A 16,846-nucleotide genomic window follows, 5' to 3' on the forward strand; every position below is an offset into this window, starting at 1 on the left:
CAAAGGGAGGAACGCGATGAAAGTTGGCATTATCGGTGTCGGTCTGATGGGCCACGGCATTGCGCGGAACGTCTTGCGCAAGGGCAAGTTCGAACTGGGCTTTCTGGATCACCCCGGCAACCAGCCGGTAGACGAGATTACGGGCCTTGGCGCGGTGGCGTATGACACGCCTGCCGCGCTGGCGGCGGTGAGTGATGTGATCATACTCTGCGTCACCGGATCGCCTCAGGTGGAGGCGATTGTCACCGGCGATCACGGGCTGGTGTCGGCGTTGAAACCCGGTGCGGTGGTTGTCGATTGTTCGACCGCGCTGCCCGACAGCACCCTGCGTATGGGCGACGCGGTGCAGGCCGCGGGCGGAGCCTATCTGGATGCGCCGATGACGCGCACGGCGAAACACGCCCATGACGGGGCGTTGAACCTGTTGGTGGGGGGTGACGCCGCGGTGCTGGAAAAGGTCCGGCCCGTGCTGGGAAGCTTTACCGATACGGTCGACCACGTCGGTGCGCTTGGCCACGGGCACCGGTTGAAGCTGCTGCATAATTATGTGTCGGTCGGGTTCATGACCCTGCTGGCCGAGGCCGCAGCGCAGGCCGCCGATGCACAGATCGATCCGCAGGTGTTCGTGGACGTTCTGGCCGGTGGCGGCGGGGCCAGTGTCGCGCTGGACCGCCTTGCCCCCTATATCACGCAAGGCGACCGCGAAGGGCTGCCCTTTTTCGTCAGCAATGCACAAAAAGACATCGACTATTACCGTGCCATGTCGACCGCATCGGGGGCGCAACAGACCGTCGCCGATAACGTCTCTGCCGCGCTCGCCCGAACGGTCGAGGCGGGGCATGGTCAGGCCTATGTGCCCGAGCTGGTAAAGTTGTTCCGGAAATCCGCGCAGGGCTAAGTCAGCGTTGCGCGGTGCCACGAGGGCTGCATCTTGTCAGCTTTGGTGGGTTTAGATAGCACATCCACAAGGTTACTGGGAGGTTACCATGAAATTCAATCTGACACATTTTGCGGCCGCAAGCGCCTTTGTCGCGCTGGCGGGTGCTGCCGCCGCGCAGACCGAGATCAAGATCGGCTATGCTTTGGCCCCCGACAGCCACTACGGCGTCGCGGCGCAGAAATTCGAAGAGGTGGTGCTGGCGGAGACCGGCGATCAGTTCAGCTTCAAGCATTTCCCGTCTTCGGGTCTGGGCGGCGAACGCGAAGTGATCGAGGGGCTGCAACTGGGCACCATCGAGGCAACAATCGTGTCCTCGGGTACGCTGGCGAACTTCGTCCCCTCCACCGGTGTTTTTGACATTCCGTTCCTGTTCAGCGGGTTGGACCACGCCCGCGCTGTGCTGGACGGGCCCATCGGTCAGGAAATTCTGGGCGAGTTCGACACTGTCGGCCTGCACGGTCTGGCATGGGGCGAACAGGGCTTTCGCCACATCACCAACAACCGCAACGCGATCCACACGCCTGCCGATGTCGAAGGGCTGAAGATCCGCACGATGGAAAACCCCGTGCACCTCGCCGCCTTCGACGCCATGGGGGCCGCCCCCACGCCGATGGCATGGCCCGAGGTGATTTCGTCGTTGCAGCAAGGTGTGATCGACGGTCAGGAAAACCCGCTGTCGGTGATCGTTTCGGTCAAGCTGAACGAAGTTCAGAAATATCTGACCCTGTCGGGCCACGTCTATTCGCCCGCGATGCTGCTGGTGTCCAAACCTTTCTGGGACGGGCTTGACGACGATCAGAAAGCCGCGATGGAAAAAGCCGCAACTGAAGCGGCTGCCGCGATGCGGGGCTATGTCGACAATGTGGAAACCTCGGGTGTGGAAACGCTGAAAGAGCGTGGCATGGAAGTAAACGCCCTGTCCGCCGAAGAGAAAGCCGCGTTTCAGGCGTCGATCAAATCGGCCTATGAAGGCTACTATGACACCTACGGCCAAGAGCTGGTCGACTCGATCGTAAACTTCGAGTGAGCAATACCGCCGGCATCCAACGGGTGCCGGCGACATCGGGCGAGGGGAAGCCGTGAAGAGACTGGAAACCATTTTCGTGGCGTTGAACGGTTGGGCGCTGATCCTCATGCTTTCGGCAATGACGCTGGTCGTCGGTGCCAATATCACCCTGCGCTATGTGACCGCCCATTCGCTGCCTTGGGCAGACGAGGCGGCGCGCTATCTGATGATCTGGATGACCTTTGGCGGCGCGGGTCTTGTGCTGCGCACCGGCGGGCATGTCGCGATCACCAACCTACAGGATGCGCTGCCCAGCATGGGGCAAAAGCTGCTGCGGGCGGGAATTGCCTTGGGGCTTTTGGTCTTTTTCGGATTCATGGTCTACGTCGGCATCCAATATGCGCAGCGCATGCAGTATCAGGTGACGCCCGCACTGCGGATGCCCTTCCTGTATGTCTACGCCGCGATTCCGGTCGGGTTTGCGCTGCTGATCGCCCACCTGCTGCTGATTGCGCACCCCTTCATCATGGCGGGGGATTATAAACGTATGGATGGGGCCACCGCCGATCCGCTGCCCGGAGGCGCAAATGGCTGAGATCCTTTTTCCCGCGCTTTTCGTATTGCTCGCCCTTGGTCTGCCCGTGGCCTTTGCGATGGCGATATCCGTCTTTGTCGCGCTGAGCTTCGGGTCGTCCTACCCCAACCTCGTTGTGGTGAAAGAGATGTTCTCGGGCCTTGATAGTTTCCCGCTTCTGGCGGTGCCGTTCTTTATCCTCGCGGCGGAGATCATGACCGGCGGGGCGGTGACCCTTGCGATGCTGCGCTTGGCACAATCGCTGGTGGGACATCTGAAAGGGGGCTTGGGTCATGCGAATGTCGTCAGCTCTGCCATGTTCGCGGGGATCTCCGGCTCGGCGCTGGCCGATGCGGCGGGGCCGGGGACGATGATGATCCGCATGATGGAGAAGGGCGGCTATGGCCGTGCCTATGCCGGAGCGCTCACCATCTCGAGCTCGGTCGTGGGGCCGATTATCCCGCCGTCGATCACGATGATTATCTACGCCATGCAGGATCAGCAGGTATCGGTCGGGTCGCTGTTCATGGCGGGTGTGCTGCCGGGTATCCTGATCACCGCAGCGGTGTTGCTGGCCAATGCGCGGGTCAGCCACAAACGCGGTTATGCCAGCGGCGCGCCGATGCCCCCCTTGGCGGAGATCGCGCGGATCGCGCTTTACGCGCTGCCCGCGCTGATGCTGGTGGTGCTGATCGTCGGCGGTATCCGTTTTGGTGTGTTCACCCCGACCGAGGCGTCGGTGATCGCGGTCTTCTACGCGCTGTTCGTCGGCATGTTCATTTACCGGTCGCTGCGGGTCGCGGATCTGCCCGCGATCATCCTGCGCGCGGCCCTGGTGTCGGGGGCGGTGCTGTTGATCCTTGGCGCGGCGCGGGCCTTTGCCTGGGTGTTGATCATCGAAGGCGTGCCGCAGTTTCTGGCAGAGACGATCATTGCCTGGGATCTGTCGCCGATTGTCTTTTTGCTGGCGGTGAATGCGCTGTTGCTGGTCTTTGGCCTGTTCATGGACCCGCTGCCCGGGGTTATGATCCTTGTGCCGATCCTTGCGCCGATCAGCTTTGCGCTTGGCATCGACCCGGATCATTTCGCGATTATCGTGATTGTGAACCTGACCCTTGGTCTGACCACACCGCCGGTGGGAAGCCTGATTTTTGTCGTCTCGTCCGCGGTGAACATCAAGCCATCGGCCCTGATCAAGGAAATGCCACCGTTCTTTATCGCATTGATGGGGGCGTTGCTGTTGATCACCTTTATCCCTGCGCTGTCCACGTGGTTGCCGACGCTCAGCGGGTTCTAGGGGGAACTGTCCTTTGATATCGGGTTGTTTGCCAAGGATAAAACCCAATTTAACCGTGCCTTAAGCAAAATAAACTTTCCCAGATTCGTGAAGTGTGGTCATGTTGGGGAAAAAGTTGGGCAGGCAATGACAATAACTTATGCAGCAGCGCGCAATGCGCCGATGTTGGCGTTGGAAGATGAACGTGTCCTGTTAAAGGATTGGCAGGTTAGCAAAGATAAGTTCGCACTTGAATCCTTGGTGCTGTCCCATGCGCGTATCGTGTTCTACTGGGCGCGCAAGCTCAGCGATGATCAGGCCGAACGCGAAGACCTGATTTCCGAAGGGATACTGGGGTTGATCCACGCCGCCGATCTGTTTGATCTGGACCGGGATGTGCGGTTTTCGACCTATGCGAAATGGTGGGTCAAGAACGCCACGATGACCGCCCGCAACCACCTGCGCGCCATTGTCGAGACTCCGGCGGGCGTGCAGAAAACAGTGCAGCATTCCATTGACGACGATGACAGTTTTGCGCTGCTTGCGTCGGAAGACCCCAACCCCGAAGAGGCCGTGATCGCGCAGTCGTCGCAAACCCTGATCCGCGCGCGATTGCTTGAGGCGATGGAACGGCTTCAACCGATGGACCGCGAGGTGCTGCGGGCACGGACCTTGCAGCAGCCCCCCGAAAGTATTCAGGATCTTGCCACGCGGATGGAGGTCACCCCCGCCAAGCTGCGCCAGATCGAACGTCGCGCGATGTCGCGGTTGAAGTATGAGCTCGCGGCGCGTGGCGTCATGACAAGCAAGATGCACTGAGATGAATGTCGCTCTATCCGCATTGATGACGGGGCAGGCTGGCGTGAAAACCGGCAAGGGCTCTAGCGCCGTGCCCGAAGGGTTCGCCGCGCTGATGGGGACCGTCGCAATTGGCGAGGCAGGCGCGACGGTGCCGCCCTTCACCCTCGGCCCCGATGGTGAGCCTATTCTGCTGGGTAGTGACGATGCTACCGCCGAAGGGATGGCAGATGTGCTGGGGCTTTCGCTGACCACAGAGCAAGCGGGCGATCCGACGGCCCTGTCGATGGAGGCATCCTTCACCGGTCTGATGACGGCCGCCCAACCGACGGGCGAGGGGGCGACCGCTCAAGCAACGGGGGCGGTGACCACCGCGGCCACGGTCAGCGTTCCCGCTGTCACTGTGCCACAGACGTTCGTGCAAGGTGTAGCTGGCGAAACTGACCCCCAGTTGCCGTTGGCCGCGCCGACATTGGCCGCCGACGCGGTAGCGGCCAATGTGACGCAAACCGCTGTTAAGGTCGCGCCCAAAGCGGCTGCACCTGCGGTACCATCGCCTGTCGAGGCGAAAACCGATGTCAAAATCGCGGCACCCGCACCGCAAACCTCTGTTGTGCCGCAGGCTGTTGCTGCCCCCGCGACAGCAGTAGCGGCACAGCAACCGATCGCTGCCACGGCAGAGGTTCAAAGCGTTGCGCAAACGCAGGTAGGGGCGGCGGTGCAACCCGTCCCTAAACCGCAGATTAGTGACAAGGTGTCGACCCCGCCGCGTGCAGCACTCCAAGCCGCGGCCGCTGTTGAGGGAACCGCCCCGCCAGAACCATCGATCGACGCGGATACGCCCGTCGCGCCGTTGCGACAGGCCGCTTTCGGGGCAGAGCAGCCGACCTTTTTGAACGCAGGTCAGAATGGCGCAGCCGCACAGGGCAAGGCGCCCGTTGATGTCACCGCGACCTTCCGGCCCGCCGAGGTGGTTCAGGCGCAGCCCGTGGAAAGCAACGCGCTGATCCTCGCTGACCAAGCAAGCGATCTGAAAGCCGCCTCGCCAAGTGCCGAGACGCAGGCCAAACCTGCACCGAAACCCTTTGCCGATGCGCTGATCTCGCAAGTGAAGGCCGTCGAGGCGAAAGACGGCCGGACCTCGGTCAGCTTGCATCCGCGCGGGTTGGGGCAAATCGAGATCGAGGTCGTCACCGACAAGGACAGCGGCACCCGCGTTGTAGTCCGTGTCGAGAACCCTGCCGTGCTGCAAACGCTGCGTGATGAACGCCAGCTTTTGGCGCAGGGGCTTGGGTTTACCGACGCGGGCAGCTTTGAATTCCAGCAGGGGTTCTCTGACGACGGTGCGCGCGATCAACAACGCTCTACCGCGGGGTTCGGAGGGGGCATTGATGACGGCGCAGGCCCTGTGACCGCTGGCGTTCAACACAAAAATGTGGTGGATGACGGACAACTTGATATTCTCACCTAAGGGGGTGTGATCCATGCTGACAAGCCAGACACTGTTGAACAATTTCACAAGCACGAACCAAAGCTCGGCGCAGGATTCACTGGGCCAGTTGGGCGAGGATTATACCAAGTTCCTGACCCTGCTGACCGCGCAGATCCAGAACCAGGATCCGCTTGAGCCGGTCGACAGCACGCAGTTCGTCGCACAGCTTGCGCAGTTGTCGCAGGTGGAACAAGCGGTGCAGACAAACACGCAGCTAGAGACATTGACCAGCCAGATCAGCGGCTTGCTGAATCTGGGGGGCACCGATCTTTTGGGGCGCGATGTTACGGTGCAATCCGATGTGGTGATGCTGGAAGATGGCACGAGCTCGACCTCATACGAGGTGGGGGCCGGCGCAGCCGAGGTCAGCGCGAAAATCTATGATCCGCTGGGGCGCAATGTGCGTACGATCAACGGTCTGTCCACGGTATCGGGCACCGCGAACCCGCTGGGGTGGGATGGCAAGGACGATTACGGCAACGCGCAGTTGGCGGGGAAATACACCGTGGTGCTGACGGCGAAAGATGCCGCTGGCAACAATATCGCGATCCAGCCGTCGCGCAGTGCCCGCGTCGAAGATGTACGTTTCCGCGAGGGAGAGATCATCTTTGGTCTGGACGGCGGCGAAACGGCGTCGTCGATCACCGTGAAATCGGCGAGCTGATCGGATCCGTCAGTTGCGCAGGCTGGTATTGGCGTAAAAGCTGTTCAGCCGCGCCGTACGTACTGCCGGGAAATTAACGTAGAGCTTGCGCACGATTTGCGCGGCAAGCTCTGCTTTGCGGGCTTCTTCTTCGATCGGTTGGGCGAGGCTCAGGTCGGTTTCCGCAAGCTCGGCGATCGCTGAAACGGTCGCGTCACGCAAACGGGCGCGCCCGACGGCACCGTTGATCTCGTGAAACGACGAAGCCCCCATGACATAGACATCCATGTCAAACACCAGATGCAGGATTTTGCGGCTCTGGATGATTTGCATGGTGAATTTGCCCAAGGGCATCTTGAACATCAACTCTTGCGTGGCCGCCTGATCCGAGGGGGCTGATGTCGTTGGCCGCATAAAGCGTTCCCCGACATAGCCCATGGCCCCCGCACCAATCACGCAAACGGCGATGATGATGTATTTGATCACGCCCGCGTCCCGCCTTAGTAGGGCAGGAACACTTCAAGCGCGTCCTGACCGTAGCGCGCGGTTTGCACCGTCGAAATCTGCCCGCGTCCGCCATAGGTGATCCGTGCCTCGGCGATTTTGTCATAGTCGATGGTGTTCCCGACGTTGATATCGGACTGGCGGATGATGCCAGCGATGCGCAGCTCGCGCAGTTCGTTGTTCACCTTGACCTCTTGCCGTCCGGCGATCACGAAATTCCCGTTAGGTAGGGTCTGGATCACAAGGGCGGCCACGCGCAAGCGTATGGTCTCGTTCCGGCGGATCGACCCTTCGCCTTCGCTGGACGAACTGCTCGACAGGCCAATCAGCTGTCCGCTGTCGGTCGAGGTGTCGAAGTTCAGGATATCGGGGTCGTCCACCCCAGTGGAGGAGGATCGGCTGCGCCCTGTGGCATTTTGCAACTGCGCGCGGTCATCGATATCGATCAGAACGGTGACCAGATCGCCCACGTCGCCGGCGCGACGGTCCTGGAACAGACGCGGTGTTGAATTGCTCCAGAGGCTGGCCTGATCCGCGCGTTTGGGCTGTTCAGGCGCTTTGGGCAGAGGCATCGGGATGCTCACGCGGTTGACCTCGCCCATGTGGTCGGGGCTGAGCGTCAGATCGCTGACCGTGGGGTTGTGGGTTTCCTGAAAATCACCACAGGCCGCCAGAAAAAGCGCCGAAGCTGCAAGCAGGCAGCCGAGCCGAGCGGGAAAACGAAGGGATGTCATTGTACGACCTCGACGACGCCTGCTGCCATCGCGATGGTCGACAGGGCCTTGTTGCTGGAAAGATTGACGACGCGCAGTTCCTGACCCTTATGGGCATCATCCAGGGCACGTCCTTTGGCCGTTAGCTGCAACCCGCCGTGGGTCAGGCGGATTTTGACCTTTTCACCGCGGCTGATGATACGGGGCGGCATGACCGAATTGCGCGGGACGGGGCGGCCGGTGACCAGCATACGACGCACCTGCTGGCCGACGAGTTGTTCATATTCATTGATCGCATAGCTGCCGACCCGCTGCATCGGCATTTCGACCAGCGATACGTCCTGGGCGCGGACGATTTCATCGGGCACGATGCGCCGGTTGGGAACAGGCACGGTCAATGTCACCATCGCCAGACCCCATACGCGTTGCGGGACACCGCTGTCGGTTACCACATTTGCGATGAATTGGCCCGAGTCAGGGTCGATCCAGAACTCCTGCACGAAGTTGCCCTTCTTGATCATCCCCTCGGCCATGCGGATATCCAGTTTGGCTTTCGCGGGCAAAGTGGCACCCAGTTCGGCGACGGCGCGTTCCTCGATCAGGTCGGTCACGGGCACGGCTTGAGCAAGCACAGGGCCCGCCACCACAAGAGCGGCGGCAAGCTGGAACAACACGAAAAGGGCAATGGCAACACGTTTCATCGGTTCAACCCGTTACTTGATCTGGTTCGTCGTGGTCATGATCTGATCGGCGGTCTCGATTGCCTTGGAGTTCATCTCGTAGGCGCGCTGTGCTGAAATCAGGTCGGTGATCTGCTGGATGATGTTGACGTTCGACTGTTCAAGATATCCCTGCCGTGTGATGCCGACGCCGGGGGTGCCGGGGACGTTCTGCACAGGCTCACCCGATGCGGCGGTCTGCTCCATCAAGTTGTCACCGACGGGTTTCAGGCCCGCTTCGTTCAGGAAGGTCGCAAAGTTCAACTGGCCCAGTTCCACCGGTTCAGGGTCGTTTTCGACATAAGCCATGACCACGCCTTCCTGGTTGATTTCAACCTGACGGGTCAGTTCGGGCACGATGATCGCGGGCTCTACCTCATAGCCGTTCAGGGTGACCAGCTGGCCTTCGGCGCTGAGCTGGAAGTTCCCGTCGCGGGTAAAGGCCTGTGTGCCATCGGGACGGTTCACGGTGAAATAGCCGCGCCCCTCGATCGCGAGGTCCAGCTGGTTTTCGGTCTGGATCAAGCCGCCCTGGATGTTGTGACGGATCACGCCCGCCGCTTGCACGCCCAAGCCGATATCAGTGCCTACGGGCCGCGCAGTGCCTTCTTCGGAGGTCAGCGATCCAGCGCTCGCAAAGCTTTGATAGACCAGATCCTGAAACGCGGCGCGCCCGCTTTTAAAGCCGGTGGTATTGGCGTTGGCGATGTTGTTGGCGATAACGTCAACGTTGGTCTGTTGCGCCAACATGCCCGTGGCCGCGATCCCGAGTGCTTTCATCTTATGCTCCTTCCGGCGGCGTTATACGCGCCCAAGTTTCTGGATGGCCGTGCGGGTCAGATCATCGTCCGACCCCATCAGTTTGACCGAATTCTCATAGGCCCGTTGGATGTCGATCAGACGGGTCATTTCGAGGACGGCGTTCACGTTGCTGCCCTCGATAAAGCCCTGTTTGACCTGCGGGTTCTCCATCTGCTGCGGCTGACCTGCGTTCGGGGGCAACTGGTACATGCCCGCGCCCATGGGCAGCATCTGCGCCGCCTCGTTGATCGCAACAACGCTGACCGCGCCAAGCACCGCGCCTTGGGGGTTGGTCACGGTGCCGCTGGTGGTGATCACCACCTCGTCCCCCACATCATCGGGTAGCACGACAGGCCCGCCGCCCACGCCAAGCAGGGGCATACCGCCTGCGGTTTTCAATTGGCCGTCCACATCCACAACAAGGCGCCCGTGCCGGCTGTAGCCGGTTTCACCGCCGGGCAGCTGGAAGCTGAGCCAGCCATCACCGGCCACGGCGATGTCCATCGGGTTGCCGGTCTGCATCAACGGACCGTCGGCAAGTTCAAGGTACGTCCCGCTTTCGCGCACATAGTTGATCGCGTTGTCGCCGCTGCCATCGGGCACGGATTCAAGCACCGGATGGATCGCCTTGTAGCCCGAGGTCGTGGCGTTGGCGAGGTTATGCGCCGTCGTGTCCATGCTGCGGGTCAGCGCAGTTGCCTGAGAAAGCGCCACATAACTGATATTGCTCATCTCATCCTCCGGCGGTGCTGAAGCATCACGAAAAAACGCATTGTACATGTCATTGCAAATACAAATTTTCATGAATACAAGGATAAGGCAAGTTCTATTTACACTCTCAAGGATAGGTGTGCGCCAGTATATTTGCATAACGGTCGTTAAGGCGTTGCTGGTTCTTGCGGTTCCGGCGGGTGTACTTGTGGCCGCGCCCTCTGATGTGGTTGATACGCTGGATCACAGCGCGTTGGACGCAGGGCAGACATGGCGGCGGGATCTGGATTTGCGGCGCTGGTCTCCTGACGGGTTGCGCGATGATTTGCGGCACAACATTGCCAAGCTCGGCAGCCAGCGGGGCAGCGACCAGACGCGGGTGATGATGGATGTGGCCGAACTCTATATGGCCCATATGCTGCTGTTCGAGGCGGGCTCTATCCTTGCCGAAGTGACCCCTGATACGCCGGTTCATAAACGCCGTCACCGTGCGCTGTCCGACGCGGTGCGTCTGCTGGCGGGGGTAGCACCGACCGCGGTAACGCCCCCTTTCAACACGTCTCCGCTGGCAGGCAACCGACCAGATCGCGCCTTTTGGGCCAGTCTGGACGCGATTGCCACCTCCGACGTTCGGCGCTTGTCGGATAATATCGAGCCAAGCTTTGGCGGGCTGAGCACACAGCCGGAGTCCGTCGTGAGGGCCGTTCTGCCTGTGCTGCTTGAGGCGGCGATTGAGCTGGATAAGCGCGAATATGTCGACGCGACCCTGCGCCTGCTGGACGAAATGCCAGAGCTGGCCGGGGCCGCATCCGGAACATTCCTGCGTGCACGGGCCGCGCAAAAGCGGGGGGACGCGGCGACCGCGCTCAAGATCTATCTGGAAGCGGCAGAGGGCTGGGACCAATACGCCGTGCGCGCCCGTTTGGCGGTTGCGGATATGGCGCTTGCCGATGGCGGAAGAGGGGCGCTGCTGGCGGCACAATCGACCCTAGAGGGCGGATCAGAGGCTTGGCGCGGCGGGCGGTACGAGCTGGAAGTATTGCGTCGGCTTGAACGGGTGTACCATGCATTGGGCAATCATCCCGAAGCGGTGTTGACCCTTGGCCGTATTTTGCTGCGGTTCCCCGAACGTGCCGAAGCCGCCCCGATTGAGGCGCAGGCGCAAGAATTGCTGGCAGATATCTATAAAGCAGGGGGCGAGGGGCAGTATCCGCTGTCGGCTTGGGTCGCGCTGCATCTGCGTTTGCTACCCTATTTCCGCTATACCGAAGGGTTCACGACGCAGATTGAAACACTGGGTGATTATGTCTTGAAGCTGGGGTCGACCGATCTGGCGGCCAAGGAATACCGTCGTGCCGTGCGTATCTTGCAAGAAAAGCAGGAAGAACAAGGCACCTCCCGCGCGGCCGAGATTTTTCGCCTGAACATGAAGCTTGCGCAAGCGCAGGTGCAGGGGGGGCAATTCGCCGATGCACGGCTGACGTTGGAACTGATGGACGTAAGTATCGCCCCCGAGATGGAGGAGGCGCATCAGAGTTTGCTGGCGCAAACCCTCTCTAAGCTGGGGGATAAGCCTGCGTTGCTGAAGGCGTCTGTCGATGCACCAACGGCGCAGCATTTGCGAGATGTGGGCCTCGCGCTGTCGGAGGAAGAGCGCTGGCCGCAGGCGGCGGACGTTCTTTCGCAGCTTTGGCGGACATATCCGCAGGATTTTTCCTTGCAGGATGCCACACGTCTGTTGATCGCGGCCTATCGGTCCGAAGACCAAGAGACGTTGCAGCAGGTGACGCGCTCGTTCCCCAGTCTCACACCGTCTAAAGACCTGATTTCACTAGCGAATAGCATATCCGAGGTGCGCGATAACGTGCTGCCGCTGAGCGCGGGCGGGGCGGCGAAGCGGCTGGAGCAGCTAGAGAATGCCTTTGAAAGCATCGCGAATTCAGGGATATCTCCATGAACTCGGCTACAAATTTCGGCTAAACCAAGGTTAGACAAAAATAAATCGCGAAAATTTAACCTTCTTTAAACCAATTCGATTATTTGTCCTGTTAGGCAAGAATACCAAGAACGACAACGAGGTAGGAAAATGAGCATTTCAAGTGCGCTTCAGACGGGTGTCAGCGGGCTGCGCGCCAACTCCAAGGCGGTTGGCAGCATCTCCGAGAACATCGCAAACTCGAACACGGTGGGGTACCGCCGCGGGTTCGCGCATATGGTCACGACCACTGCCTCGGGCGGGAATGGCGACGGGGTCTTGTCGGTCAACGCCGTTGAAGAGCTGGACATCGCGACAGCAGGCGGCCTGATCTCGACCAACTCCTCTACCGATCTGGCGATTGGCGGGAACGGTTTTTTCGCAGTGTCGATGAACCCGAACGAGACAGTGCAGACCAACTACATGCTGACCCGCGCGGGGTCGTTCTTGCCGGATGAGCAGGGCAACCTGAAGAACGCGGCGGGATATTATCTTGCGGGCTACCCCTACGGGCTGGAAGGGGACATCGGGTCGGTCGACCGGACGTCCTTCAAGGATATGGAAACGGTCAACATCGGCAATCTGAACATCTCTGCCGGCGTGACCTCGACCATCACGGCCTTTGGCAACCTGCCATCGCAGGACACAGGCCAAGCCGATCCCGGCGCACCTTTTGTCACCTCGTCCGAAGTGTTCACCGCCTTGGGTGAAAGCCAACGCGTGAGCTTTTCCTGGGCACCTGGCACCACGGCGAACACATGGGATCTGGCGATTGCGGATCAGAATGGCAATGGGCTGGGCAGTGTCACGATCGAGTTCAATAACGCCGGACCTGCGGCGGGGTCGCCGCTGAGCTATAGCAACATCAATTCCACCGCGACGGCACCTGCCGCCTTTACCGTGGACCCTGCGACAGGCGTGGCGACGATCACCCTTGATAACGGGGTTGTCCCGCAAGAGATCGACATCACCCTTGGCAAGCCCGGCGCATTCGACGGGATCAGCCAGTTCGCGGGGGACTTCAGCCTCGCGTTTGATCGGGACGGGTCCAGCGCGGGCGAGCTGGTGCGCACCGAGATTACCGAAGACGGCACATTGTTCGGCGTTTTCGATAATGGCATGCGCCGCGCGCTTTATGACATTCCCGTCGCTGTCGTCGCCAACCCCAACGGGCTGGTCGAAGTGAAGGGCAACGCCTATCGCCTGTCGGGTGAAACAGGGTCGTTCTCTGCATTGCAGGCCAATTCCTCGACCGTGGGGTCGATCAACGCCGGTGCGCTTGAAGGGTCTAACGTGGACATTGCGCAAGAGATGACCGACCTGATCAAGGCGCAGCGGGCATTTTCGACCAATGCCAAAGTGATCACCACCGTCGACGATATGATGGATGAAACCACCCGTCTGAAACGATAAGCCAGACGGTCTGACCGGAGCATGACATGAGCCTTTCGGGCGCGCTGAATTCGGCCACAGCCGGTTTGCATACGACACAGGGTCAGTCGCGGATCGCGGCGGATAACGTGTCGAATGCGATGACCCCCGGTTATGTCCGGCGCGAGGCGGTGCTGGTCACCGCCAGCGGCGGGCAGGGCGGTGCCGTCATCAGCGAGGTCCGCCGCGAGGTCGATGCGACGCTGCAACGGATGTCGCGGCTCGAAAACAGTCGGATGACGCAGTATCAGTCTATTCAGGAAGGGCTGACCACCTATACCGCCTATCTGGGGCAACCCGGGGACGGCACATCGCCCGCGGACCGGTTTAACGATTTCCAGAACAGCCTGACAACGCTGGTCAATATGCCGTCGTCGAACGGGGCGCAGACATCCGTTGCGCTGGCGGCAGAGGATCTGGTGCGGTCGGTCAAAGGGGCGGCGACAACGCTGTCCACGACGTTGAACGACGTGAATATGGAAATCCGCTATGAAGTCGCGGACCTGAACACGGCCCTATACCAGTTGCGCGATCTGAATGCCTCGGGCAGCGGCTTTACCCCCGGTTCGCTGGAGGCCGCGCAGTTTGATGAAAAGGTCGACACGATCCTTGACCAGATTTCCGGGATCGTTGACACGCGGATACATCGGTCTTCGAACGGATCGATCAGCCTTTATACGGTCAGCGGGGCCGCATTGCTGGAGGGGCGCGTCGTACAGGATGTAACCTTTAACCCCAGCGACGGCACATTGATGGCGGGCAATCAGGATATCACCCCGTTCAAAGACGGTGTGCGTGGTATTCAGCACGGCAGTCTTGCGGGGCTTTCCGAGCTGAAGAGAGAGACTATTCCGCAGTTTAGTCAACAGTTGGACGAATACGCGCGGGGGCTGATCCAGACGTTTGAGGATGCCGATGCCAGCCTTGCACCGGGCGAGGCGGGGCTTTTTACCGATAATGGCAATGCGTTTGATCCGGCGAATATCACCGGCCTGGCGAGCCGTTTGCAAATAAACAGCAAAATCTCCTCTACCGGCGACGCCGAAGTTTGGCGTATCCGAGATGGTCTTGGGGCCACGTCCCCCGGTGCAGGGTCTGAAACGGTGCAGATCAACGCATTTCTGGCAGGGCTCGACACGGCGATGAATGCAGCGACGGGCACGGGTATTCCGGCCGAGGTCACCTTGCGCGATTTTTCGGCAGAGATGATCACCAGCCAAGCGGCCACGCGCGCACGGGCAGAGAATGACTTTAACGCCGCGGCCTCTGCGGCCGAGGTCGTGATGTCCGCGCGGCGCAATTCTGAGGGTGTGAATATTGATGACGAGATGCAGCAACTGCTGTTGATTGAACAAAGCTATGCGGCAAACTCCAGAGTGCTTACAGCAGTGTCAGAGATGATCGACACGCTGATCGCAGCGGTATGAGGCAGGGACAATGGTTCTAGGTATCAGCAGTTTTTCGTCGTTCCAGTTTAACCTTTTCAACCGTCAGAACGTGCAGCGCACGACGCTGGAATTGCAACGGGTGAGCGAAGAAGTCTCTACCGGAAAAAAGGCCGACATCTATGCCGATCTGGGCCCGCGCGCGGCCTCGGTGATGAAGCTGCACGGGCGCGAGGCGAATACGCAAACCTTCATGACATCGAACGACGTGCTGGCGAGCAAGCTTGACGCGATGCTTGCGTCCGTCGATGCGGCACGCACGCAGGTACAATCGGTGCTGGAAAGCGCGCTGGTCAATGCCACACGCAATGGCAACGGGGCCGAGGTGTTGCAGATGCAGGCCCGCGCCGCGCTGGAAAGCCTCGTGTCGACGATGAACACGTCGTATAATGGCGAGAACCTGTTTTCGGGGCTGGAATCCAACAAGACCTCGCTGACCCGCTGGCCTGAAACCAGTGCCGACACAGGCCGTTCACCGCAATCGGTGGTCGAAGAGATTTTTGGCACCGGTCCAACCGACCCAGCCAGCGCCCAAGCCATCGCGGATCAGCTAGAGACCGTGTTCAACTCGCAAGACGCCGACGCCAGCCGGAACTTTCAGGGCACCTTCTATCAAGGCTCGCCCGAGCGTGATGCCAGTGGGGCCGAGACAAAACAGATCAGCGCCTGGGTGAATACCGGCCAAGAGGTCGTCTACGGTGTGCGCGCCAATGACCAGTCTTTCCGCGATGCCTACAAAGGGTTGGCGATGCTGGCCGTGACCGACGTGAGCCAGATGGACGAAGCGGCCTATAGCACCTGGATGTCAGAGGTGGTCGACAGCCTGTCGGCGTCGCAAGAGGGTATGTTGGATATCTCGGCGCGGATCGGGTTCAACCAGCAGATCGTCGAGAAGACCCAAACGCAGCTGACCGATCTGTCGCTGGTGCAGCGGACGCAAATCTCGAACTACGAAAGTGTTGATCCCTACGAGGCGATCACGCGCATGAATAGCCTCGAGACGCAGTTGCAGGCGAGCTATCAGGTTTCCTCGCGGCTATCGAGCCTGTCGATCCTGAATTACCTGCGCTGATCAGCCGGCTTTCGACGTCACCTCGGGCGAGCTTAGCTTGTAGCCGCGGCCATGCACGGTTTCGATATACTGCCAGCCTGACTTCGACGCGGAAGCGAGCTTTTTGCGCAGCTTGCAGATGTAGACGTCGATGACCTTATCGAAGGGCTGATCGATGCTGCTGCCGTAGATTGCGTCATAAATCGCGTCTTTAGAGATGACTTTGTTCGAGTTCAGCGCAAGATGCTGGAACACCGAATATTCCCGTTTCGACAGTTTGATGCGGCTGCCCGATACAATCGGATCGCGCCCGTCGAAATAGGCGGTCAGCTCTCCGACGATCACGCTTTCGGAGGCATGGCCATAGTGACGCCGGATGATCGAATTAGTCCGCGACAGCACTTCGGCGCCACGGATCGGGCTGACGATCACATCATCCGCGCCAAGGTTCAGCAGGTCCGACGTATCCTTGGCGTTGCGGAAATCCTTGAGCACGATCACCGGATTGACGCAGCCTGCGGTACGCATCGCGCGGATATATTCACGCGTATCGTCACATTCACCGATCAGAACCGCATTGGTCTGATGGCCCGGTTGCAGCAATGGGCCAAGGCCCGTCGTGAAAAACTCGGCGGTGACGAACTGAAGCTCGATACCTGCGCTGCGCAGCTCTGCCGTAAGGCCGGCGCATCGTTCTTTCCGCTGTTCGAAAATATACATGCGCATGTTTGTGTGCCCTAAACCCTGACTATTCCTATCGGTAGCAA

The 16,846-nt window shown here is 60.2% G+C and carries 17 protein-coding genes; 11 read left to right on the forward strand and 6 right to left on the reverse strand.

The features are described 5' to 3' along the window. Positions 1 to 16: 16 nt before the first annotated feature. The 7 genes from EE36_RS02085 (at position 17) to EE36_RS02115 (ending at position 6,750) form a co-directional block, all read left to right on the forward strand. Positions 17 to 898 carry an NAD(P)-dependent oxidoreductase gene (locus EE36_RS02085; protein WP_005848998.1) on the forward strand — a complete coding sequence of 294 codons (882 nt, stop codon included), beginning with the start codon at positions 17 to 19 and terminating at the stop codon, positions 896 to 898. Positions 899 to 986: 88 nt separating this feature from the next. Further along, positions 987 to 1,967, forward strand: coding sequence for a TRAP transporter substrate-binding protein (locus tag EE36_RS02090; protein ID WP_005849000.1), 981 nt, complete (start codon positions 987 to 989; stop codon positions 1,965 to 1,967). 52 nt (positions 1,968 to 2,019) lie between these two features. After that, entirely contained in the window at positions 2,020 to 2,541 is a 522-nt protein-coding gene (locus EE36_RS02095; protein WP_039911364.1) for a TRAP transporter small permease, read from the forward strand. Next, complete coding sequence (locus EE36_RS02100; RefSeq protein WP_005849002.1) at positions 2,534 to 3,817, forward strand: TRAP transporter large permease; 1,284 nt, start codon at positions 2,534 to 2,536, stop codon at positions 3,815 to 3,817. Before EE36_RS02095 ends, EE36_RS02100 begins: the two co-directional genes overlap by 8 nt. A 126-nt stretch (positions 3,818 to 3,943) precedes the next feature. Beyond that, positions 3,944 to 4,615: a sigma-70 family RNA polymerase sigma factor gene (locus EE36_RS02105; RefSeq protein WP_005849004.1), complete on the forward strand. Its 672-nt coding sequence runs from the start codon at positions 3,944 to 3,946 to the stop codon at positions 4,613 to 4,615. 1 nt (position 4,616) lies between these two features. Then, the gene (locus EE36_RS02110; RefSeq protein WP_005849005.1) at positions 4,617 to 6,065 is read left to right on the forward strand and encodes a flagellar hook-length control protein FliK; all 1,449 of its coding nucleotides are present in this window, start codon (positions 4,617 to 4,619) and stop codon (positions 6,063 to 6,065) included. 13 nt (positions 6,066 to 6,078) lie between these two features. Continuing rightward, positions 6,079 to 6,750, forward strand: a complete 672-nt coding sequence (locus EE36_RS02115) for a flagellar hook assembly protein FlgD (protein WP_005849006.1) — start codon at positions 6,079 to 6,081, stop codon at positions 6,748 to 6,750. Between the two features lie 9 nt (positions 6,751 to 6,759). Here the strand turns inward: EE36_RS02115 and EE36_RS02120 are convergent, their stop codons facing one another. From EE36_RS02120 to EE36_RS02140, 5 genes are read right to left on the reverse strand one after another with little or no spacing between them, the layout of a single operon-like run. Continuing rightward, the gene (locus EE36_RS02120; RefSeq protein WP_005849008.1) at positions 6,760 to 7,215 is read right to left on the reverse strand and encodes a hypothetical protein; all 456 of its coding nucleotides are present in this window, start codon (positions 7,213 to 7,215) and stop codon (positions 6,760 to 6,762) included. 14 nt (positions 7,216 to 7,229) lie between these two features. Continuing rightward, entirely contained in the window at positions 7,230 to 7,967 is a 738-nt protein-coding gene (locus tag EE36_RS02125; protein WP_005849010.1) for a flagellar basal body L-ring protein FlgH, read from the reverse strand. Further along, positions 7,964 to 8,647, reverse strand: a complete 684-nt coding sequence (gene flgA, locus EE36_RS02130; protein WP_005849011.1) for a flagellar basal body P-ring formation chaperone FlgA — start codon at positions 8,645 to 8,647, stop codon at positions 7,964 to 7,966. Before flgA ends, EE36_RS02125 begins: the two co-directional genes overlap by 4 nt. A gap of 12 nt (positions 8,648 to 8,659) precedes the next feature. Further along, positions 8,660 to 9,445 (reverse strand): flagellar basal-body rod protein FlgG, encoded by a 786-nt coding sequence (flgG, locus tag EE36_RS02135; protein ID WP_005849013.1) that lies wholly within the window; start codon positions 9,443 to 9,445, stop codon positions 8,660 to 8,662. Positions 9,446 to 9,466: 21 nt separating this feature from the next. Next, positions 9,467 to 10,198 carry a flagellar hook-basal body complex protein gene (locus EE36_RS02140; RefSeq protein ID WP_235183701.1) on the reverse strand — a complete coding sequence of 244 codons (732 nt, stop codon included), beginning with the start codon at positions 10,196 to 10,198 and terminating at the stop codon, positions 9,467 to 9,469. Positions 10,199 to 10,316: 118 nt separating this feature from the next. Between EE36_RS02140 and EE36_RS02145 the strand changes: the two genes are divergently transcribed. The 4 genes from EE36_RS02145 (at position 10,317) to EE36_RS02160 (ending at position 16,100) form a co-directional block, all read left to right on the forward strand. Continuing rightward, a complete protein-coding gene (locus EE36_RS02145; protein ID WP_254655534.1) occupies positions 10,317 to 12,134 on the forward strand; it encodes a lipopolysaccharide assembly protein LapB in 1,818 nt (605 codons plus the stop codon). A gap of 129 nt (positions 12,135 to 12,263) precedes the next feature. Continuing rightward, positions 12,264 to 13,565, forward strand: a complete 1,302-nt coding sequence (locus EE36_RS02150) for a flagellar hook protein FlgE (protein ID WP_005849017.1) — start codon at positions 12,264 to 12,266, stop codon at positions 13,563 to 13,565. A gap of 26 nt (positions 13,566 to 13,591) precedes the next feature. After that, complete coding sequence (gene flgK, locus EE36_RS02155) at positions 13,592 to 15,010, forward strand: flagellar hook-associated protein FlgK (RefSeq protein ID WP_005849019.1); 1,419 nt, start codon at positions 13,592 to 13,594, stop codon at positions 15,008 to 15,010. 10 nt (positions 15,011 to 15,020) lie between these two features. After that, a complete protein-coding gene (locus EE36_RS02160) occupies positions 15,021 to 16,100 on the forward strand; it encodes a flagellin (RefSeq protein ID WP_005849020.1) in 1,080 nt (359 codons plus the stop codon). On the opposite strand, the gene EE36_RS02165 is transcribed toward EE36_RS02160, so the two are convergent. Next, positions 16,101 to 16,805: a response regulator transcription factor gene (locus EE36_RS02165; protein ID WP_005849021.1), complete on the reverse strand. Its 705-nt coding sequence runs from the start codon at positions 16,803 to 16,805 to the stop codon at positions 16,101 to 16,103. Positions 16,806 to 16,846: the final 41 nt, after the last annotated feature.

The sequence above is a fragment of the Sulfitobacter sp. EE-36 genome (assembly GCF_000152605.1).
Classification (GTDB): Bacteria; Pseudomonadota; Alphaproteobacteria; order Rhodobacterales; family Rhodobacteraceae; genus Sulfitobacter; species Sulfitobacter pontiacus.